Here is a 22,989-nt window from a genome sequence, read left to right as displayed (position 1 = left end):
ACCAGCTGCAACCCCAAGATTAAGATCAACGACGGCGGCGATGGCCGCAGAACAGGGCGGTCAGGCCGAAGAGCAGCAGCATCATCCGCCCGGGCTCGGGAACCACCACGATAATGCCATAGCTGGAGAAGAGGCTCGTGTCGTAAAACAGCCCGGAGAGACTTAGATCAGGCAGCTCCAGATCTCCCAGCAGACCGCCACCGCGATGATTGAAACCATCACTCCCTAAATTAAAGCCGTTGTTCGTCAGGCTGGACCAGTCGATCAGATTGAACACATCCCCCATCACCGGCTGGTAATCCGTGCCACTGCTGGTAAATGCGACATGACCTCCTGCATTCAGGGTGAAGGAACCGGTGACTACGAGGCGGTCATGATTGCCACCGGCCTGCGTGTCATAGAAGCTGCCCTGCGAATTGAGATAGGTGCTTAAATCCCCCGCCCCCATGTGCATCGAGATGTTGGCGGCGTCATTATAGTCAGCCCCGTTGGCGGCACCCATCTGCAGGGTCAGACGATTCACACCGCTGGTGCTGCCCGTGAGCATGACGTTGCCATCCACGGTCAGCACGCCGATGCGGTCTCCCGCAGTGCCGATGCTGGATGGGGCCGAAGACATGCCGGGCCGCAGGACTCCGGCCCCGCCATTGGTGCCGACGATGAGACTGCCAGCTCCTGTCACCACGGTGCCTGACCCACTGACGGGCCCGTCGAAAGTCATGTCCACCGCATTGGTGTTGGAGAAGTCAAACGTGGCTCCATTGTTGACCTCGATCCAGCTGGTGCCAGACACCGCCCCGTCTCCCGCCAGAGCCAGCGTGCCTTCGGTGACGGTGGTCTTGCCGGTGTAGGTGTTGTCGCTGATGAAGGTCACCGTGCCGGAGCCCTGCTTGTTCACGCTCAGCACATCCCCAGGTGAAGCTTCAGAGATGACGCCGGAGATCACCACACCCTTTTCACCGCCCCCTGCATCATCATTGGAGGAGGAAACGAGTGTCAGCTCGCGGATGTTGTCCACGCCCGGAAGGGTGGAATGCTGCAGCGTCACATTGCCGCTGAAGTAAGTGGTGCCGCTGGTGAAGGTGCCGCCAAGGGTCGTGCTGCCGCTGCCGTTGGTGTCGTTGATGTCGATGTCATTGATGATGTCCATGCCACCATTGGCGGCCAGCAGGGCCAGGTTGGCGTCCGCAATGTCCTGCAGCCAGTGCACCGGATCTGTCGTGGCGGTGTTCACGCTCGCCACATCCGAAGAGGACTGGAAGAACTGCAGCCCCGCCTGCGTCAGACCACCGGTGATGGCGATGCTGGAGCCATAGCGCATTTCACTCGTGGTATCAAAGTCAGCCACGCGCACGAGGTTCATCTGGCCGCAGCTGCCATCCACGCTCACGACCTGATAGACACCATTGTACTCGGGGTGGTCGCTCTCGTTCTTCACCAGAATGCGCTTGCCCACGTCCGCAGCCGTGATCGTCACCCCATCCACCACGGCATTGACATTGAGGAAGGCTCCGCTGCCCGCTCCGCTGGCACCATTGCCCACAGGATCAAAACTGCCGGTGGTCTTGGTGATGAGCGAGCTCGTCGTTGCCAGATAGGCGCTGTTCAGGTCATACCGCGTGTCTCCCAGCTCCACCACGGTGGAGGATAGCGCATAGTTGTCGAATATGCTGATGGTGCCATGACGGATCACGGTGCCACCGTCAATTGCGATGCCGGCGATGCCGGCAATGCCGTAGCTGTTTGACACATGGAGCTCCACCGTACCAGCTCCAATCTTGACCACATTCGTCACGGCATTGCTCCCTGCATTGTACACACCATCCCCAAACTTGAAGATGGAGGTTCCATCCGCCTCAAAGAACACATTGGTCGAAATGTCCTGATAAAGGGACACCGTACCGCCCGTGCCGAAACCGTAGGTTCCGCTGGTCTCCCGCGTGCCGATGACCACGATGCCTTCATCATTGCCATCAAATGTATTCATGCTGACGGGATTCACCACGTCGGTGGCGGTGCCCGCAAGCAGCAGCTCCACTTTGGCATCCAGCGGATGAACGCCGACAAAAGTGACGCCTCCCAGACTGATGGTATTGCCGACATCCCCAAAGGCGCTGTTATTGCCGCCAATGAGGGACCCCTGAACCACCGCCAGATTGCCTGAGAAGGTGTTCACCCCCGAGAGGGTTTGCGCGCCACCGCCGACCTTGTTGAGGCTGCCAAAGCCGCTGATGACACCGGCAAAGTCCGCATCAAACGTGTTGTCGTTGCCGATGCTCAGCGTGGACTGATCAATATTCACCGCAGAGCCGGCCTCACCTGCGAGCGAACCGATGGTAACTTCAAAGCCACTGCCAGCCCAGTAAGGACTGAGAGTCGCACCGCTGCTGACGATGAAACGAGAATTCGGCGAGAAGGAGTTGTTTGATCCGGCATACAAGGTGCCCTCCTGCACCAGCGTGTTGCCGGTGTAGTTGCTGAAAGAGTCCGCAACAGAGCCGCCCCCGGTGGACGCTCCAAAAACGGTGTCTCCCGCACCGATTTTCACCACCGTAAGCGCCGCATTGCCAGTACCGAAGATCCCGGCAGCCTTGCCATCACGCAAGCCGACTCCGATGTCCTGAAAAGACGGCCCCGTCTGTGTGCCCGAGTCAAAAGTGATCGTCGCGGCAGTGTCGGAGGCGTTTTCGATGCCCGCCGTAGTCGACAGACCAGTCCCGCCAGTGAACAGGAAATTTTTGGTGAAAGTCATGCTGTTTCCAGCCAGCTGCAAGGTGCCGTAGTTGCGGAAACCGATCGAGCCGCCGGTTCCAAATATCGTCACTTCGCTCAGTCCGGCCTGGTCGCCGACACGCAGAGCGGCATTACGCCCCGGATTGAACGTGATGCCGTTGTCATTGCCGATGGTGATGATGCCGCTGTAACCAGAATTGTCTCCGCGCATCCAGACCGTGAAAGTCGCGTTGTTGGCCAGGGCTCCAGCATTGTTACCATCAAGGTAGAGGGCATTGGATCCGATGATATTCCCTGTTATGTCAAAGACCGTCTGCTGCACATGGCCTGTGAGGCTGGCATCCAGGTTGCTGGTGTCCTCATAATAGAAGCGGACATAGCTTGATGAACCGCTGCCCACGTTGATTTCATTGGTGAAATGAATCATGCCACCGGTGGGCAGATAGCCTGCAGCAATGCTGACCAGCTGCTTGATGTTATCCCGCACAATGATGTCACGGTTGACGGTCAGGTCCATGTTAGGTGCATCGATGCCAATGGTGTTGTTGCCGTAGAAGCGGTTTTCGATGCGCATCTGAATCGAGGAAGTCTGGACCCCTGTCGGATCACCAAAGTAAATCTTTCCGGTCGGGTTGAACATCGCGCCGGAGTTCATCTGCAGGCCGAGAAAGCCATCCTGGATGTCGAGATCCCCCGTCCATTCATGCAGCGGCGTGTAGAAGCGGAGGTTGCCGTCGCCCAGCTTGATGATGTTGCCGGTGCCCATGATGCCGCCCTCATTGGGATTGATGAGAAATTCGGAGTTGCCGGTGCTGCCGGCATCGCCATAGCGGTTGCCCTGGGTCTGGAAGGTCAGATCACCGATGATGTTGAGAATGCCGTCAAACGTGGGCTGACGCTGGGTGCTGCCGTCGAACAGAATCTGATCACCCGCCTGCTCCCCGATCTGGAACCACTCGCGGAAGCGCAGCTGCCCGGTGCGCGAAGCATCGCGAACCATGGAGAACTCAACCGTCACGTTGTTCTTGATGATGGTGCCATCCGCCCAGGACTGGGTGGTGCCGAATGGAACATACTGGGCATTGCTGTTGCCCTTGCCCTGGATGTCCACGCGCAGGGCGTTGACCCCGTCTCCGAGAATCGTCAGGCCGGTGTAATTATTCACCAACCCCAGCAAATCTTCCGTGGTGCTGTTGAAGAATCCACTGCGGTCGCCGAACTGAACGGTGCCTGAGCCCACGATCTGCAAGCCGCCGGCGTTGGGATTGTTCGTGCCGTAGGCGGCGATGATGTTGTTGACCTCCGAGGAGATCTGATTCGCCGCCCCACGGATGACCAGCGTGCTGCCTGCATCCGAGACGCTGATGATGCCGTTGTTGCCGCCGAGCGTGATGTTCTGCGTGAGCGCCGCGCTGGTGGCGCCGGTCTCCGAGTAGTTCAGCGTGCCGCCGTTGAGCAGGAAGCCGGAGGTGGAACCAAACGCCCCGACATTGTTGATCGAAACAACAGCCGATCCGGTGATGTGGGTGGCTCCGGTGTAGGTGTTTGCTGGGGTGTAGGATGTGGAGGAATAGGTCAGATCGTTGGTGCCGGCTCCGGTCACCAGTTTGGTGAGCACAAGAGTCGTTCCATTGGTGATGCTCAGAATCTTGGTGCCTGCGGCTATGTTCACCCCGCTCACATCCATTCCCGCCGTCAGTCCGGCCGTGCTGCCCACGGTGACGGTGTAGGAATTGTTCACCGTGGTGCTGCTGACCACAGAGCTGCTGACGCTGCTCGGTGAAGTGAAGGCCAGCTCGCCGGTGCCGGTGAACACGACGTTCTGCGCGCCCGTGATGCTGCCGTCAAAGTTGACCACGCCGGTGGCGTAGTTGTGGATCAGCAAGTCGATCCCGCTGCCGACGGTGGTCAGTCCCACGCCTGCGGCGATGGGGGTGCCCGTGGTGTAGTTGCTGGTGATGAGCAGGCCGCCTTCATTCAGAACGAGCGTGCCGCTGGTGATCGTGCCCGCCGCCGTGTTGAAGCGGATCGAATTCGTGGCAGCAGCGGTGAGCCCGGCGCTCTGGACGTCCGTCTGCAAACCGGTGCCGAAGCTGTCGGCCGAGTAGCCGGTGTAGGCGATGACGTTGCCCGCGGCATCCGTCGCCGCCCAGTCGGTGGCGAAGGCGGTGTTGGATGCATTGGCGCCATAGGTCGCGTAGGAGCCGATACGCGTTTTGCTCTTCATGGCCGCATTGGAGAAATTAATGATGCCACCAGCGATGGACTGGAAGTGGATGGTGCCGGCCGCTGCACGGGTGATGGACGTGCCCGCGATGCTGAGGGTGCCAAAATTGCTGACGCCATTGCCGATGACGGCGATCGCGTTGCCGCCCTGGTTGAGCTTGAGGCTGCCAAAGTTTTCCGTGAACGAGGCGGTGCTGCCATCCATGGCGAGGGTGCCGCCCGCGAGGGTGAGGTAGGCACCATTGCCCACACGACGGTTCAAGTTCGTGTCATAACCGGCCAGGGCGAGAATTCCGCCCATGACATTCACGCCTTCCACCGTGCTGTCTCCTGCACTGGAGCCGAGCAGATTGACCTGACCGCCGCCGAGCTTGGTGATGGAGGAACTCACAAGGCTGCCACCGTCCACCAGATTCACATTGAGGTTCACTGTGCCACCCGTGGCGGCAAACAAGCCGAGGTCACGGGTGTAAGCCGTGGTCGCCTGGGTGAAGAGGATGCTGCCGTCTCCGGTGCCGAAGGTCACCGTGCCGGTGGAGTTGACGCCGCCGAGGGTGGTGTTGCCGGTGGTGTTGCCTTCACCGTAAACGTAGTTGCCGGCAAGGTTGTCGGGATCACTGGTGTCCACACCGACCTGCCAGGACATCAGGTTGAAATTCGCACCCGCATTGAGCAGAAAGAAGGCCAGGTTTGCCGCGCCTCGGCCGCTGTCAGACGTGAGCGATCTGCCGCCCATCTGCAGGCCGATCATCGGATTCAAGGGAGCGGAGTTCACTGTGGAGGCGGCAGCAGCGGTGTAGAAATTGCCGTTGCCGGAAAAATAAAGAGAACCACGATTAATGTTGATGCGGCCTGCGGCGTTGTACTGCTGGCCGATCTGCACCGCTGATTCATCGTTGTTGGCGGTGACTTCCATGCGCAGAACCTGGGACTGGTTGAAGATGTCGATCGGGCCGGTGAGCGCACCTGCCGCATTGTCCTGCACCACGCCATTAAGATAAAGCAGGCCCCAGGCGCCGGTGTAGGTGCTGAAGATGCGGGAGTCAGTGCGGGCGCCGGAGCCAATGGCGGTGGAACCGCCGTAGATGTTTCCGTCGATGCTGGCAAGGCCTGTGGTGTTGCTGAAAATACGCGGGAGGAAGCTGCGTGCGTAGGCGGTGGCACCACCGGAGTCCACATTGTCAATGATGACATTGCCGGCCCAGACGGAATTGTTTTCAATCTGGAGGGCGGTGTTGATGCCGGCGAGCGCGCCGACGTAGAGGTCCACCCCGGTGATGCGCGAGCCAAGTCCTAGCACAAAGGTACCGTAGCCTGTCACGTTTACCTGCGAGCTGCTGCCGAGAGATTTGTCGTGCCGGGCGTAGATAGCGCCATAACTCACGGTGGTGAGTCCCGTGTAGTAATTGGGTCCGTTCAGGAACAGCGAAGCACCGCCGGATTTTACCAGGCCGGTGGCGTTCACGATGCTGGAGTTCATGTAGAAGTAGTTGTTGTCGAAGTCTGTCGCCCTGTAGGCGTTGATGGCGTCCGTGGTGTTGTAGTGCGCCCAGATGCTGCCGATGTTGAACTGAGCCTCCATGCCGTTGAAGTCCGTGGAACCACCGTTGAGGGAACTGCGGATGTCCATGTTGTTGTTCGCGTTGTAGGCGGCACCGTGCATATTCTGCGCGCCGGTGTTGTACATCTGAATCATGCCGGAGTTGATCCTGAGCGTTCCGCCGTCTGCGATGATCAAGGAAGTCCAGTTGCCGTTGCCATTGATTCCGCTGCCGAAGGATTCAGAAGCAAAAGTCAGGGAGTTGACGATCATGTTGATGCCACTGGGCAGCGCACAATCCGCAGCCACCGAGCCCAGCGTGAGGAGGGAGTTTTGGCGACTGGTAAATTCATTGACCCCGAGGCTGTCACTGGTCACACCGACGATCTTGAGGTTCTGATCAGCGCTGATGCCCTGGTCCTCCAGCTTGATGGAGGTCGTCTGCGCGGTGTCCGGATTTCCCACGACCTTGTATTCTGAATCAAGCAGCGGACGCAGAAAGTGGTCTCCCGCGCTGTTGGTGTCCACTGTCACCAGACGATTGGCAATGTAGTCTTCATTGAAGATGCTGCCCGTACCCGCCAGATTGAACCAGTTCGGGCGCACACCGCCAAAGAAGCCGACGGCGACGGCGGCGTTGCCATTGCTGCCATCCCCCGTGCCGCTGAGCGTGGGCAGCACGTCCACCTGAACCACGGCGATGTTTCCATTGGCATTGGACGGCACGGCGGCGTTGAAATTCTTGTCGGCAAAGGAGGTGCCGGGGTCAAGCAGACGCAATTGCACGCTGGTGCCGGGATTTCGCACGATCTCCGTGTAGTGGAAGCCGAGATACTCACCTTTCAGCACCGGTGCACCGCCAGCGAGCGTCGCACCCATGTCGAACTCGATGCCCAGCTGTCCGGCCATCACATTGGCCGTGCCCAGCTTTTCAATGCCGGAAAAGACGCCCGCAGGCCCTTCAAAACGCATGCGGATGTAGCCGTTGGTGTAGATGGGCATATCGTCTCCGAGACGGCTGCGGGTTTCATCCGAGCTGGTGTTGTCATTGTTCAAGCCAAGGAAGCTGTTTCGCTCCAGGGTCATGCTTGCCATGCTCATGATGCGCCCGGCGTCATACACGCGGACGGTCCCGGAGGCGTTGATGTAGCTGCCGGTGAAATTCGATTCGTTCGAATAGAAGCGGAATTCACCCTGGCCGATTTTGATGATGTTGGCGGAGCCGTAGGTTTCGCCGCCACCGTTGTTGAGGTAGATGTTGCTGCCGTTGCGAAGGTTGAAGACCGCATCACTGAGCACATTGATCTGACCGCGCAGATAATAGGCACGCGTGGTGCCGGTGTTGCCGGTGACGCTTTGGAAAGTGCCTCCGCCCTGGTAGCCCTGGCCGTCCAGCGTGAGCCACTCATAGAGGCCCACATCCGCGTTGGTCACATTCATCAACAGCGTGCCATTTGGCCCGATGTAAGTGCTGTCCGCCCAGCCGCCGTAGGTGCCCAGCGCATTAGAAGCCGAGGAGGCCAGACCGGCGATTTTGATGGTGCCGTTGTTGATCGAGGTCAGGGCGTTGTAACCATTGTACATGTTTTCACGCGCCGTGTTGTCCGGTGCACCCGTGAGCACCAAGGTACCGCCACCTTCGACAGCCAGACCACCAACGAGAGGACGGGTGAGTTCGATCGGATTGTCATCTCCGGGAATCAAATCGGTCACATCACTCGTGATGTAGCCGTTGATGGTCAGCGATTTGCCGGCGGTGATGTCAAAGGTCCCCGCACTCGCTCCAAGGAAGATGGTGCGCGCGCCATTCAGGGTGATGTCGTCAGTCACAGCCAGCGTACCGCCATCGATGTGAAGATTGCCGCTGTCGAGAATGGCCCAGATCCCTGCATTGCCGGTCCCGCCCGAGAGCGTGTTGACGTACACGCCGCTGGTGTAGCCGCTGCCCCCCGAATTGAGCGTCGTCGTTGTCACGTTCTGACTGCTGTTGGTGGTATATACTCCGGCCGCTCCAGAACCGCTGCCACCGCCGAGGAAGAAGAGCGCCGAATTCGTCTTGCTGGCACCATTGTTGGAGCCGTTGTTCTCACGCACCAGCCGGGCGATGGAGCCGCTGATGCTCCCCAGAGCCGACTCGCTGGAAATCTGCAACGTGCCTCCATTGATGTAGGTGTCTCCGGTGTAGGTGTTGTTGCCGCTGAGCACGGTCGTGCCGACTCCGCCTGTCACAAGATTCACCACACCAGCCCCGTTGTTCGTGATGTTTGCCGAGATGGTGGTAATGTCGGCACCGTAGTTGTGCAGCAGAATGTCACCCGCCCCGTTCCGGGTGAGCGTGCCGTTGGAGATGTTCACCGCCCCTGCCACTGCGTAGCTCACGAGCATGCCGCCGTTTTCCACGGTCAGGGTGTTCCCGCCGAGATTCAAATTCGCGGCCGCACCAAACTTGATCGAATTGGTGGCGGTGGCGGCGACAAAGTTCGCCGAGGTTGTCACCTCGGTGTTGTTGCCGCTGGCAAACGCGTTGACGTCATAGGCGCTGAAGGCCTTCACACCTGTGGTGCCTTCGCGTGCGGCCCAGTCGGTGATCTGTCCGAGCACATTGCCGTAGACCGCCCAGTAGCCGAAGCGTTCACCGTCCGTGGTGGTGAGTCCGGGGGCGGAGATGTTGATGACGCCGCCGCTGTTTTCCACGAATGCCATGGTGACGCCTGAAGCAGGATTCAGCGTGATGGAGGAGTTGATGTTCACCGTGGCATTGCCTCGCACAGCAAGGCGCGAGCCGCCAGAATTCAGCGTGAGATCGCTGAAATCCTCCTGGGCCGTTCCTGCCGTGGCATCCACAATGAGATAGCCGCCACTGAGCGTGAGCGCAGCACCATTGCCGACACGACGGCTCGCATTCACATCATAGCCGGTCAGCACCAGAGTACCACCGAGCATCTTGAGCGCCTCCACCGTGCTGTCCCCGGCGCTGGAGCCGAGAAGACGCACCGTGCCCGCTCCCACCTTGGTGATGGAAGAGTTTACGAAGCTGCCGCCGTCAAGGAAGTTGACCTTCATGTCCACCGTGCCGCCGCGGGCGGCATAGAGGTTCAGATTGCGGTTGTAGAGAGTATCCGCCTGAGTGAAGCGGATGCTGCCGGTGCCGGTGCCGAAAGTGATGGTGCCGCTGATGTTTTCACCGCCGAGGCTGGTGTTGCCGGTGGTGTTGCCAAAGCCGTAGTTGCTGTTGCCCAGGCTGTTGTCAGGATCCGTGGTGTCCACGCCCACATTCCAGCTGGAAAGGTTGAACGTGGTGCCGTCATTGTGCAGGAAGAACGAAACGTCCGCAGCACCAATGCCCACGTTGCTGTCGATCAGGGAACGTCCGCCCATCTGGAAGCCCGAGAGTTCGCTGTTCGGGTCCATCGCCAGTGCAGCCGCGTCGGTGTAGAAATTGCCGTCGCCCATGTAGCGCAGCACCCCGCGCACGATGCTGATCCGCCCCGCGGCGTCATACTGCTGGTAGAGATGCACGTTGGCAGTGTCGGTGGTCGCCGCCACTTCCATGCGCAGCGCATCATTGAGCGTATCCCCGCCGCTGAGGTTCACCGCCCCGGTGGATTTGTCCCGGATCTGCCCCATGAAGTCCAATGTGCTGTAGGAGGCACCGGTGTAGGTGGTGAACACACGGGAGGTGGCCTGCGCGCCTGGCATCACCACCGTGTCTCCGCCATAAAGATTGCCATTGATGTGGAAGACCGTGTTCGAGGAGGCAGCCTCAATGCGCGGCACAAAATTACGAGTGATGCCGCCGGCGCTGCCCGTCGAGTCCACGTTGTCGATGATCACGTTCCCACCCCACTCGGCGCCATCACCTTCCGCATAGAGGGCAAGATTGTTGCCGTAGAGCTGTCCGATGTAGAGGTCCACGCCCATGATGCGCGCATTGTTGCCCAGGATGAAGTTGCCGCCGCCGGTGACGTTCATCCGGGTGCTCAACCCCAGCGCCTGGTCATGGCGGGCATAGAGGTTGCCATAGTTCACGGTGGTGTCGCCGGTGTAGTAGTTGGCGGCTTCCAGAGTCACGCTTGAGGCGCCCGTCTTCGTCAAGCCGTTGCCACCCGTGTTGTAGATGCTGGTGCGGATGATCGCGGTCGTGTTGTCGCCATCCGTGTTGTTGTAGGCGGTGTTGCCCGAGACGTTGTACTGCGCCCACTCGCTGCCGGCATAGATGATCGCCTCCTTGCCATTGAAGTCGAGGTTCCCGCCGATGATGTAGTTGTTGATGTCGAGATTGATGCCCGTGTTTGAACTGTTGCCCAGCCTGTCCATCGTGCCCATGTTGGCGAACATCAGAACCCCGGAGTTGATCCTCAAGGTGCCGCCCTGAGTCATGAACAGATTCACCTGATTGCCGGCGCCGTTGACGTTGGTGGCGGTCGCATCGGTGGCAAAAGTCACCGAATTGGCCTCCACCACCGAATCCAGCGTGAGGATGGAGTTGACGCGGGACGTGAAGCCGTTGCCGATGGCGTCATCCGTGATGCCGACAAAACGCACGTTCTGATCCGCGCTGATGCCTGCCGTGGTGAGATCCAGCGGCCCGGCGGATGCAGCGGCGGTGCCTGCATCGTTGACGATTTTGTAGTCGGTGGATCCCGGCGCGTCCGAGAGCGGACGCAGATAGTACACCGGCGCACCTGTGATCGGATTGGTGCTCAAGACCGAAGTCATCAGGTAGCGTGAAGTGCGGTCCTCATCCCATGCGATGCCCGTGGTCGTGTTGAGCAGCGTCGGCCGGGTGCCGCCGAAGAAACCCGCGATGATCGCCGTGTTCCCGTTGGTGCCATCACCAGTGCCGCTGAGTGTGGGTGCATTGTCCACCAGCACAAGCGCACGGTTTGCCAGATCCGTGACTCCGGAGGAGATGTCCATGCCGGGGTCAAAGTTGCGCACCATGATGGTGGTGCCCGGATTGCGCACGATGTCGGTGAAATGCCAGGCCGCATAGTCACCTTGCAGACGCACCCCACCATTGATGACGTCACCGCCCAGGGCAAATTCAATGCCAAAGACGCCCCCGGTCACATTGACGACGCCAACCTTTTCCTCACCGGAGAACACGCCCGCTGCGTTTTCAATGCGCATGCGTGTGTAGCCGTTGCTGGTGATCACCAGATTGTCATTCAAGCGATCACGGAATTCATCGATGCTGGTGCTGCCGCCGCTGTACAAGAAGAACGAATTCCTGTCCAGCTCCATGCCCATCATGCCTTGGAGACTCCCCACCCCGGAGACACGGCTGGTACCGCTGCCGCTGAGGAAGCGCCCAGTCCAGTCCGGGGCATTGAGATAGAAGCCAAATTCATTGGCCCCGGTGCGGAGGATGTCCCCGCTGCCGTAAAGCGCCCCGCCAAATTCCCCCAGACGGATGTAGCCATAGGTGTTGCTGGCGAGGTTGAAGAGGGTCGGGCTGTTCACCTGCATCTGGCCGTTGAGCCTCACCACACGGCCGGTGCCGGTGGTCAGTACAGCGCCGCGGCCCTCATAGCCGGTGCCACCAAAGGTGAGCCACTCATAGAGGGAGGGATCAGATGTGGTGGAGAATTCCAGCGTGCCGTCCCCCCCAATGATCGTGCCGTCGATGAACGAACGATTGGTGCCCAGCGCCCCAAAGGCGGAGCTTCCAGCACCGGCAATCTTCAGCGTGCCATTGTTGATCCAGGTGGTACCGCCGTAGCTGTTGAACATGTTGGCGCGGATGGTGTTGTCAGGCGCACCCGTGAGCACCACCGTGCCCCCGCCCTGGATGATCAGATCGCCAATGTCGGGATTCCCATTGCTGGCAGGATCATCCGCGCCCCCAAGCTGATTGGCCGTGTAGCCGTTTGCCGCACTGATCTGGCTGATCTCGCTGGTGATGTAGCCATTGATGGTCAGGGTCCTGCCCGCTGCCACATCGAGGGAGGCGCCGTTGGCACCCAGGAACAAAGTGCGTGCACCATTCAGCGTGACATCCTGTGTCACCGCCAGGGTCCCGCCGTTAAAGTGGAGGTTTCCACTGTCAAGGATCGCCCAGACTCCCGCCGAATTTTCCGTCGTCCTGTTCGGGTCATCCAAGTTCGCCCAAACTCCCGTGGTGTATCCCGCGCCACCGCTGGTCAAGGATGTGGCGGTGACCACCGTGGTGCTGGAGTTGAAGGTGCCCACGGCAGCGGTCGTAGGAGCATTTGCCGTGGTGAAAACGATGGATGCATTCGTGTTGGCGGAATAAGCGGCCGTGCTGGAGGAGCTTCCGTTGCCGCCGTTGCTGACTCGGGTGAGGTCAACAATGCTGCCATTGATGGCGCCCAGATTGCTTTCGCTCGAAATGCTCAGCACACCATTGTTGAGGTAGATCTCACCGGTGTTCGTATTGGCTGCGGTGAGGATGGTGGTGCCCGTGCCCCCCAGGACAAGGTTCACCTTGCCTGCACCACTGTCCGCGATGGTCGCGCCGATGGTGAACAAACCTGAGCCGAAATTATGGATCATCAGGTCGCTGACAGTGCCTGCGCCGCCAAGATTGCCATCGAAGGTGCTCGTGAGCAAGCCGCCGCTGATGCTGCTGGCTCCGCTGTTGTTGGAAGTGATCAGGATCGCCCCGCCGCCAAGCGTCATCGTCTGGCCGTCCAGCGTCAGATCCACGGGCGCATTGATGCGCAGGTTGTCCGGGGCCGCTGCTCCGCTGAAGCTGACGTCACTGGTGACGTCCACCGTGTTGCCGCTGACGAAATCACTTTCGGCAGTTCCGGTCACATAGCCGTCGAATGCACCGATGGCACCTGCAGCCCCGTTGCTCGCGAAATCGGTCACCACACCAGGAGTGGTGCCATAAGTGGCATAGGACATGATGCCTGTGTTGGTGAGTCCCGTGCCCTGCAGCGTGATGACGCCGGTGCCCGAACCGCTCTCGGTGAAGCGCAGCGTCGCTCCCTGGTTTTTGGTGAAGACAGCCGCAGCCGCACCCAGGTTCAGCGTGTCGGTGCGCCCCGCACCGGCGATCACGCTGATGCCGGATTCACCATTGAGCAGGCGGAAGTTGCCCGTGAGGTTCTCCGTACGATTGGCCACTGTATCTCCGATGTAGGTCAACGCACCACCCCCAAACAAGACCTGTGCGGTGGTGACGCCAAAACGGTTGTCTCCCAACAGGCTCCCGCTGCTTGGGTTCGCCTGCCAGACTGCCTCACCTCCCATGAAGTTCCAGCGCTCCACGGTGGAGGCGCCGACGGCGTTTGCATTGAAGATCACCGTGCCTGGGCCGATGACGGATGCGCTGGAGTTCACACTCGTGCCATTGTCAAACAGACGCGCGTTGACCACCGTACTGCCACCGCGTGACTGCAGGAAACGCAGGTCACGGTCTCCTCCCTGGTTTTCAAAATAGAGGGTGTAGTTGGACGCCCCGTCCTGGGAACCGATGTAAACCGTGCCGCTGGTGTTTTCACCGCCGATGCTGATCGTGCCGTCGCGGTTGTTGTTGTACACATAAATCTGGTTCGACCAGTTCAGCACCTGACCGTCCTTCGTGAGCAGCAGATGCGTGTGGTAGGTGTTGGTTCCGGCACCATCCGCACCCAGCGCCAGACGAGTCCAATAATCATTGCCCTGAATGAGCGCATCCGCCCCGTCGGTGAGGAATCCGGTGCCGTCATTGCCCGCGGCGTTCGGATCATACAGAATGCGGAAGTAGCCCCGGTTGAGATCCATGCGCCCAGTGGCATCCCATTGCTGAAAGACATTCACATTCCCCTCATCATGCCCCGTCATCTGAAAGCGCAGTGAGTGATTCGCATCCAGCCGGGTGGAGGAGTCCCCGGTGCGGTAGATGGAGGTGATGGCGGCGTTTGCAGGGTCCGTTCCCAGATGACCTGTGGCAACGTCACGGAACTGGCCGCGCAGATTGAAAGTGTAGGCCTCGCCGAAATTGGTGGTGACAATGGGAGGATCAGCGTAGGCGTCACTGTCCGTCAGGTTGGCGTTGTTGTCGGTGTAGATGTTCCCATAGACCGACAGCGTCCCGTTGTTGCGGGCGGTGATGGTGTAGGACTGAAATTCTGAACTGCCCGCAGCGTCCGCCACATCCAAAATCACATCCCCGCCCCAGGTGCTGTGGGTCGCCCCTTCAGCCCGCAATACGGTGGCAGATCCTTGAAACGTGTTGGTCGCACGCAGATTGATGCCGCTGATGTTGGTGCCGTACTCAAGAATCAATGCCGAGTTTCCGCCCAGCTGCACTTCGCGGCCGATGCCCCCCGTTCCCAATGCCCCTGTATGCCGCACATCCAGCGCTCCCTGGTCGCTGCTGTAGATGTTGCCTGTGAAGGTGTTCCAGGTGTCCAGATACAGTGTGTTGCGCCCCGTCCTCACAAAATCAGTCACATTCACAATGTGAGAACGAATGTACGAGCTGTTCCCCGTCATGAATTCATACCAGTTCACCGAATCACGATCGAGGTCATGCCAGAGAGCATTGGAATTGATCAACGCCACACCGCCGTTCATGTCGAGGAACCCTCCTCGGATCACTCCTTCCATGTTCGCATTGTTGGACTCGATGAAGCTGGTGAAGTTGATGACACCCGAGTTGATCTTGAGCGTTTTTCCCTGCTCAATGATGATGTAATCCTTGGTGGACGTCCCCACCACCTGTGAGGATGCCACGGCATCAAAGCTCACCGTCAGCGAGTTGATGGCGGTGTCCGTTGTCACATTGCGGCCCGAGTAATTGTTCACGTCGCCGTAGTTTTCCACCCCGGTGACAGGAGCGATGTAGCGATTGACGAGCCAGTTGGTGCCAGCGGTCGGATTCAGCCCGGTGTCATATTCCGCAGCGGTGAGCGGACGCAGAAAACCGCCGTCGAGGGTCATGAGTCCCGTGCCGCCACCGCTGTACATGTAGCTGCCCTGCACGGATTCCAGCGGCCGGGTGTAGCTGCCGATGGTGGGCGTCTGCAGAGTGGGGACCACACCGCCAAACACTCCGACCACGATGTTCTGGGAGGTGGTGCCAGGCGCATTGGCACCGACAGTGACGAGGCCGGTGCTGTCATTGATGGCAATGCGATCATCGCCACCTCCGATGCCCCAGGTGTGGGACGGGTTCGTGTCGTAGATTTTGAGCACCCCCCCGTTGTTGCGCGTGAAGGTTTGGAACGAACCGTCAAAGCGGCCACCCGCACGGGTGTCCAGATAGAGCACGCTGGTGCCGAAATCCGCCACCACATGGCCGAAGTTTTCATGATTGGTGACTGTGGGATCCGTTTCCAGCAGCAGGTAGCCATTGCGCAGATTGGTGAAGCCCGCATCATTGAGGCGATCGTCGTTGTTCACGCTGGCATAGACCGCGTTGTCGGAGTTGTTCAGCAATGCCAGCGATCCCCATCGCGTGAGCGTGATGGAGTTTGCATGGTTGAGGCTGCCACCCGCACCCGCCAGAGACATGTTGAAATAAACCGATCCAGCCTGACCACCGTTGCCGCGATCAAAGGAATTGCTGATCCAGCGGCCGGTCGGCTGCTTGATGAGAACGTCTCCGTTAAAATTCGTGCTGTTGCCCGTGACACGCAGTTCACGGGAGCCTCGGACTGTGAACCCCGTGCCGGCGTTGCCTCCGGTCATGTTATCAAACACACCGTCAAACTCCGTCACACCCGGGTGGTCGAAGATGCCGGTGGTGCTGTTGTAACTCCCGGAGCCGCCACTGAGGTCAAACAAGTTGCCATTGCCTGTTGCATTTCGGCCAATGCCCCCGCCGACGAGATTGATCGTGACGTTCGTGAAGATGTGGTCAAACGTCCGTCCCACCTCCCCGTTCCCCTCACGCTGAAACACCCCGTTGTTAAAATTGAAGATCATGCTGTCAAAGCTCAGCGTCTCCTTCGTCTGCTCTGCCAGGGCGCCTGTTCCGGTGACACTCTCACCCCAATAGGAACCGACTGAAAAACGCGCATCAATCACCGCATTGCCTTGGAGGGCGGTCTGGAAGATGTTATTGCCAAAGAGATCACCCGTCGTGCGGCTGCCATTGGCCAGGTCAAGGTTGTCATAAGGATTCCGGTTGTAGGCCAGGTTCACCGTCAGGCCGTTCAGATTGATCCCTGTCGATGTGCCTGTCCCACTGATCAATCCACGGGATTCGAAGCGAACCTCCCCTTCATTCACCGTCAGTGATGCACCGTTCGCATTCAACACGTCCACCCCGCGAATGATGAAATCACCGGCGCCGATCTTCGTCAGATTCTTGCCGCCAAAATCCAGAATGGGCGCGATCCCTGCCGTGCCCGCAGTATTGAGACGCCGCTCCAGCACGATCGTTCCCTGCGAATCCAGCACCGCATCATCCGTGACCACAAGGTGGGACAGGAATGCTGTGCCCGCCGTATTGCGCAACGCGCCAAGACCGTTGGGCCCACGGCCGGCGATCATGAATATTTCCGTGTCGTCGGACTGATAGTTGAAATCCTGGTCGCGCAAATCAATGCCGCCCTCGCCCATGGCGATGGTCTCATTGCCCACCCCTCGGGCACCGGCTGCACGCGGGTTCGCCTCATAACGCAGCAGCCCCGAATCCACCACCAGCTGCCCTGCAAAAGAATTGCTTCCATTGTTGAGATACAGATAGTTCAAAGATCCATCCGCACCAGGCGCGGACACATCACTGAATTTGATCGTCACCTGACCTGCGGTGCCACCGGAGATGACGCCGGTGAGGAGCAGTCCCTGGCCGTTGGAGATGTCGAAATTCGTGATGTCGAGCTCATTGTTGAGCACGATGGCGGAGGAGATCGTGTCATTGCCACCGCCGTCGGTTTTGGTGATCGTCGAAATCCCGCCCGAAGAATTAAATGTCAGCGTGCCGCTTTGAATGGTGTAACTCTGCCCGCCTGAACTGTCGCCGATGCTCAAATCCCCCAGTGTCACCGGCACATCCAGCGTGATTGTGCGATTGGCGGAAATGTTGATGGTGCTGAAGTTCGCAAATGCGTCCTGGCCGCTTGGGTAATCAGTGCCGCCGTCGAGGTTGCCCCAGTTGGTGGTCAGGCTCCAGTTGCCATTGTTGTTCAAGGTCCAGTTGCCGATGGAGCTGTGAGTCTGTGCGTTGACGCGCCCGAGCAGCGACAACACCAAAATCCCGATCAGCAACGCCAGAAGCGAGCGCCCGACCCGCGGTGCCTGCACTCCAGCGCCGGAGTGGAAATTAATGCCGTGAAAACGGTTGTCATGGGGTATCATTGCTTTCATGAATGGGGGGTGGGTTGGAAGGGCTGCCGGGCACAGCTCCGTTATTACCCGCTCATTCTGACTGAATGATTTTTTCTGCCTATTGGGGTCGTGGCTTGTGCATCAATGCAGTTTGTCCGTGCCCTGAAATACACCATCGGAATACATTCATCTGAAGCATTTGCTTATGCTTCTAAAACCGGATGGTTTTGCCTCTTAAACCCGGTTGAATTGAAGATTATCTAACGTTGGATTCATGCGAGTTTCTTTGGCTCAGCCAATGAGATTGAGGCACCTGTCATCAAAACCCACTGCTCCATATCCGCGCCCCGCATGCATTCATTTTCACCGCCTGCATTTGTCTTTCTTCCCTGCCGAAACAATCAGTTCCCGCATCTCGCTCATGCCATTGCCAGGCTTTCCTTCGTCATTCTGCTGCTGGTTTTCTTTGCCAGCATGCGTGCTGGCGCTGAAGACCGCTCTGCTCTTCCTCAGAATGAGCTTTACTCCTGTGCCAGCGGCCCCTGGGGACGAGTCAGCTACTATTACTTCTATCTCGAAGCACCCGACTATGTGGTGGAGAAGTTCCCGCTTCCCAGCACGACCACGAAGTGGGTTTTTGACATCACCGAGTTCGATCAAATCGAGACTCTGCTCAAAAGCGCCGGAATGCCTCAGGAGAGGCTTGATCAGATTCTGTCACCAAGGCGCGTGGTCAAAGACTCGCAGCATGCCTATGTCTTTCCCTCCGCCACCGACTTGGAAAATCTGACCCCGGAAAACAGAGCGATCATTTACACCCACCTTGCACGCAGTCCGGCCAATGCATTCCAGTATTCACCGGTGTTCTTTTTGACAGATTCGGTGGAGGAATGGGCCCGCGAATCCGGACTCTCCGCCTCAATCATCAGCAAGATTTCAAGCCTGTCCTACAAGGCAGGCAACGCGCTGGTCTTCTCTGACATACCACTGCTGCTCAGTCAGGCTGAAAACGTGGCTGAAGCGCGCTTTATCATGCGCAAGCTCACACGCGTGCGCACGCTCATGGCCCAGCTGGAGCTCTCACAGGATGACTCCATCCCAGACCTTCTGAACTATTGGTCCACCGGTCTTGGCCTGCGTCAGAAAGAGCTGGAGCCGCTGATGCGCGCCATCCTTCAAACCAAGGGTCTCTCGCATCTCGACATCCTTCATCTGATGCCGCCGCTGCCACGCAAACTCCTCTACACCTATCCGGACATCAGCTACACCGCCGAAGGGCGCCTGCCCGACTGTCATTGGACGAGCTTGAATTTTTTCAACCTCAATCCCCAGCCTTTCCTGCTGGACACACGCCTCGCCACCAGCCTGTTGAAACAGGATTTCGACAAGGTGGAGCCCCCCTACCGCTACGGTGACGTTCTCATGTTCATCACCCCGGACGGCCGCGCCGTGCATTCAGCCACCTATCTGGCAGACGACATCCTGTTCACCAAAAACGGCTCCAACCTGCTCACCCCATGGCTGCTGATGCGTCTGCAGGATCTTTGCAAGCTCTACGACGTTGCGCCCGGCAAGGTGCGCATCGTCGGCTTTCGGCACAAAAAATAGCCGCAGCTCAGCCTTGTCCGAGCTTGCGCGACTCCACCCAGCGGATGGCAAAGCGCGTCACCGCAGCACCATCCTCCAGCTTCATTTTGGTGCGGATGTTCATCCGGTGCACATCCACTGTTTTGGGGCTGATGCGCAATGACTCGGCAATTTCATGCGTGCCGCGGCCATCCCCCATCATTTGGAATATTTCGAACTCTCGGTCGGTCAGTGCATCCAGCCCGCCCTCCATGCGGGGCTTGGTGCCGCTGGTGTACGCTTTGAGGATCTGCTCTGAGACCACGTCACTCAGCCAGCTTCCACCGGAGGCCACTTTCCGCAGGGCCGCTTCATAGAGATCATAGCCCATGTTTTTCATCATGTACCCTTTGGCACCTGCCTTGAGGGCTCGGTGGGCATAGTAGGCCTCGTCATGCATCGAAACGACCAGCATGATCAAGTCTGGATGCACTGAATGCACGTCCTTGATGAACTCCAGCCCGTTGCGGTCCGGCAGGGTGATGTCCACCAGCAGGATGTCCGGCATGTCAGACTCCACCTTTTCCAGCGCCGTCTTGCAGTCCGCCGCCTCCCAGCAGCATTCGAAATCCGGCAGACTGTCGATGAACACCTTCATGCCATTTCTCATCATCGTGTGGTCGTCCAGAAGCGCCACACGTTTGCGCGCTGCGCCATGGGTTTCTGGAGTTTTGGGTTGGGAAGTGCTCATGTTGGTTTGAAACTTGATATGTCAGCGGCTTGCAAGTGGCATTTCACAAATTGCCAGCGTCCCGCCCTCCGCTACTTCACGCGGTTGAAAGGTCAGAACGGCACCCAAGGCATCCACCCGCTGGCGCAGCATGTACAATCCCATGCCCTTGCTCCGCGCGCCTTCCACCGGTTTGAAGCTCACCCCGTCGTTGGAGACTTCCAGACGCAGACAGCCCATGGCAATCGCCAGCCTGATGTCCACCCAGGTTGATCGCCCATGCTTCGCCGCATTCGTGGCCAGCTCCTGCACGATGCGATAGATGAGCGCCGCTTCCTCTGTCTTCAAAACATCCGAAACCTCTTCGCACTCAATGTGGCAGCGGATGCTAAAAGCACGCTCCAGGAATTTGCGCAGGTCGTCCAGTGCGTCCGGGAGCTCCTGCGGCCTGACCGCCACGGGAGCCAGCCCGCGCGCATAGCCGCGCGTGAGTTCAGAGGCCTCTGCCAGCTCGCGCGCCACGTCAGCCGCCAGCGTGGACTGCAAATGCCCCTCACGCTTCAGAATGCCGCCCAGCACTCCGCTTTTCAGCTGAGCGGCAGCCAGACGCTGGCAGACATCATCATGCAAATCCTGCCCAATGCGCCGGCGCTCGTTTTCCGCCGTCTCGATCAGATACTTTTCCATTTCCTTCTGCTCCGTGATGATGCTCGCAATGCCGGCCACCTGAAGCTTTCCAGATTCTTCCCCATGCCTCATGGTCGAAAAACCACGGCAGCGCAGCCATTCGGTTCTGCCACTGACATTCACACGAATTTCGATTTCAGCCTCACCGGCGGCACTGCGCAGGCGGCGCAGCATTCTCAGGGCCACGCTGCGGTCTCTGCGCGCCACCGTTCTCAGCCAGTCCCAGTGATGGTTCATCAAAGCGGACACCGGCCGGGCGAAAAGCTCCGCATAGGCCTTGTTCACATAGACCGGCGTTTTGGGATCCGGCGGTGCCACCCAAAACACATCCTGCATGTTTGAGGCGATCTGCCTGAAGCGCCATTCCGAATCCTGCAGTTTGATCGTGGCATCGGCAATGCTCCTCGAAATCGTCTCCAGTTCATCGCCCCCATCAATGGGTTTGAGTATCATCTCATCTGGACCGATGTGCTTCGTCTGTTCTACGATCAGTTTCACACGCTCTGTGACCATCAGCCTCAGCAGCGACCACAGCAGCAGGCATCCCCCGGCAAGCAGGCATGCCTGGACCAATGACTCATGCATGGCGTGGCTCACCGCCGCCGCAAAGACCGCGCTCAAATCATACTCCAGAATCACGAGCCCCTGGCTCATTTCCCCTATGACATCCCGAAATGGGAAAATCGCGGTCAGTCTTCCGTTCTCCAAATCTTCATCGAGCACCCCTTCCGGCCTCTCTTTGGATTGCTTGATCACAGCCGGCGAAACACCCAGCGGGCAGGACCACAGGGAGACTCCGCGCCACTGTTTCCGCGTGGCGTTACGAATGATGTCCTTCCCGTCCACCACCACTCCAAGTCTGAGGTCCGGCTGGACCGAGGCATAGCTGATCGCCAGATCAGCGGATTGAGGAAGCCGCCTTCTGAAGAAATGCTGTGACAAGCCGGCCAGCCGCGTCCCTTCCTGGTAGGCGTCCAGACGCACCTGCTGCACATGAGACTTCACATCCCGGTCATATTGCCTCAGAATGGAAATGCCGATCAGCAGCAGGCCAAAAGCGAAGACCAGCGCTGAGAGTCGGAACTGCAGGGATTGAAATATCATGGCCTGCTTCTTTCGACAAAGGTTGGGTTGAGCAGCGGTTCCATTTTAAATCGATGCGTTATCAAGTTCTCCCGCCGCATGTCTGCTGCCATTGTTTTCAGGCACTTCGCAAGCTCTCCGCTCACTGGATTCATCAGCCGCAGGTTCTCCTCCGCATCCGGCGCATGAATCAATTTTACAGCCCTGTCCCACTGCCCCGGCGTCAGGTTCTCACGACGCAGCATGACATCCAGTCCTTCTGCACCCGCATCTATTTCCCCTGATTTTAAGACATGTTTGAGATGAGATGACACCAGGGTTTGAACCTCCTTTGAATAGGTTTTAAGAGCATCTTCACTGACCACCAGCACCCGGCTGAGCTCCAGTCCCACCTCTCGTGAATCATACAGCACCACGGCCCCCTTGTCTCTCAGCCGGAGGCTCCATGGGTCCGCTGTCACCACCGCATCCAGATCTGTGTCATCATACGCCGTTTCAGTTTCCGCCTGGTTCAGTGGCACCACCTGAATGTCCTTCATCGACATGCCGTTCTTTTTCAATGCATGCAGCAGCAGGTGCTCGCCTGAAGATTTCAGCTCCACGCCCACTCTTTTTCCCCGAAGGTCAGAAATGCTTTTCTGGCCTGGGTGCCCCAGAATGGTGTCAGAGCCGGCGGAAATCCCCAGCACTAAAACCGCACGCGGCCTGGCACCGTCATCCTCCAGTCGCAGCAGTTCATCCAACGTCACGATCGCCGCATCCGCCACGCGCAGGCGAAAGGCCCCGGTGGCTGCGGACGACCAGGACATTTCCACAAAATTAATCTTCTCATTCTGCAGTTTTCTCGACTGCGTCGCCATCAACATCGCCTCCATGCCCGGCCAGATATTAACCGCCACAGTGAAGGATTTTTTATCTCCGAACGAAGGCCAGAACACTCCGGCAATGCACAACACCCCCCCCAGAATGAAGGTCGGAAGCAGTTGATATATCGCGTTTTTCTTCATTTCCTTCATGATCTTACAAATTTGAAAGGCAAACAAGAACCGGATGAATTTCCTTTTTCCGTACCACCCAGAGGGTCCTTCTCAATCCCGCTCATGGCGGCCCGAGACTTGGTAGCATCAAAAAATCCCCCTTTGCCATACCAGCCTTGAGACAGGAGCAGGTGCATCACAGCAACACAGTCACC

The 22,989-nt window shown here is 58.7% G+C and carries 5 protein-coding genes; 1 reads left to right on the top strand and 4 read right to left on the bottom strand.

What is annotated here, in order from left to right; genetic code table 11:
* Positions 1-25 precede the first annotated feature (25 nt).
* Entirely contained in the window at positions 26-17,770 is a 17,745-nt protein-coding gene (locus WAW39_RS30345; RefSeq protein WP_422323542.1) for an autotransporter-associated beta strand repeat-containing protein, read from the bottom strand.
* Positions 17,771-18,082: 312 nt separating this feature from the next.
* Between WAW39_RS30345 and WAW39_RS30340 the strand changes: the two genes are divergently transcribed.
* Complete coding sequence (locus tag WAW39_RS30340) at positions 18,083-19,339, top strand: hypothetical protein (RefSeq protein ID WP_422323540.1); 1,257 nt, start codon at positions 18,083-18,085, stop codon at positions 19,337-19,339.
* A gap of 7 nt (positions 19,340-19,346) precedes the next feature.
* Here the strand turns inward: WAW39_RS30340 and WAW39_RS30335 are convergent, their stop codons facing one another.
* The 3 genes from WAW39_RS30335 to WAW39_RS30325 are packed head-to-tail and all read right to left on the bottom strand — an operon-like array spanning position 19,347 to position 22,813.
* Positions 19,347-20,048 carry a response regulator gene (locus WAW39_RS30335; RefSeq protein WP_422323538.1) on the bottom strand — a complete coding sequence of 234 codons (702 nt, stop codon included), beginning with the start codon at positions 20,046-20,048 and terminating at the stop codon, positions 19,347-19,349.
* A 21-nt stretch (positions 20,049-20,069) separates the two neighbouring features.
* Positions 20,070-21,818 carry an ATP-binding protein gene (locus WAW39_RS30330; RefSeq protein WP_422323536.1) on the bottom strand — a complete coding sequence of 583 codons (1,749 nt, stop codon included), beginning with the start codon at positions 21,816-21,818 and terminating at the stop codon, positions 20,070-20,072.
* Entirely contained in the window at positions 21,815-22,813 is a 999-nt protein-coding gene (locus WAW39_RS30325; protein WP_422323534.1) for an ABC transporter substrate-binding protein, read from the bottom strand. The genes WAW39_RS30330 and WAW39_RS30325 overlap by 4 nt, the downstream gene beginning before the upstream one ends.
* Positions 22,814-22,989: the final 176 nt, after the last annotated feature.

It is taken from the genome of Prosthecobacter sp. (assembly GCF_049294395.1).
In the GTDB taxonomy this organism is placed as follows: Bacteria; Verrucomicrobiota; Verrucomicrobiia; order Verrucomicrobiales; family Verrucomicrobiaceae; genus Prosthecobacter.
Note: the sequence above shows the minus strand (reverse complement) of the source record. Positions and strands in the feature narration are given on the sequence as shown.

What these genes read in the sequence shown, in the direction of transcription:
- WAW39_RS30330 (WP_422323536.1), bottom strand. Translation starts at nt 21,818, where the DNA reads ATGATATTTCAATCCCTGCAGTTCCGACTCTCAGCGCTGGTCTTCGCT.
- WAW39_RS30340 (WP_422323540.1), top strand. Translation starts at nt 18,083, where the DNA reads ATGCATTCATTTTCACCGCCTGCATTTGTCTTTCTTCCCTGCCGAAAC.
- WAW39_RS30335 (WP_422323538.1), bottom strand. Translation starts at nt 20,048, where the DNA reads ATGAGCACTTCCCAACCCAAAACTCCAGAAACCCATGGCGCAGCGCGC.
- WAW39_RS30345 (WP_422323542.1), bottom strand. Translation starts at nt 17,770, where the DNA reads ATGAAAGCAATGATACCCCATGACAACCGTTTTCACGGCATTAATTTC.
- WAW39_RS30325 (WP_422323534.1), bottom strand. Translation starts at nt 22,813, where the DNA reads ATGAAGGAAATGAAGAAAAACGCGATATATCAACTGCTTCCGACCTTC.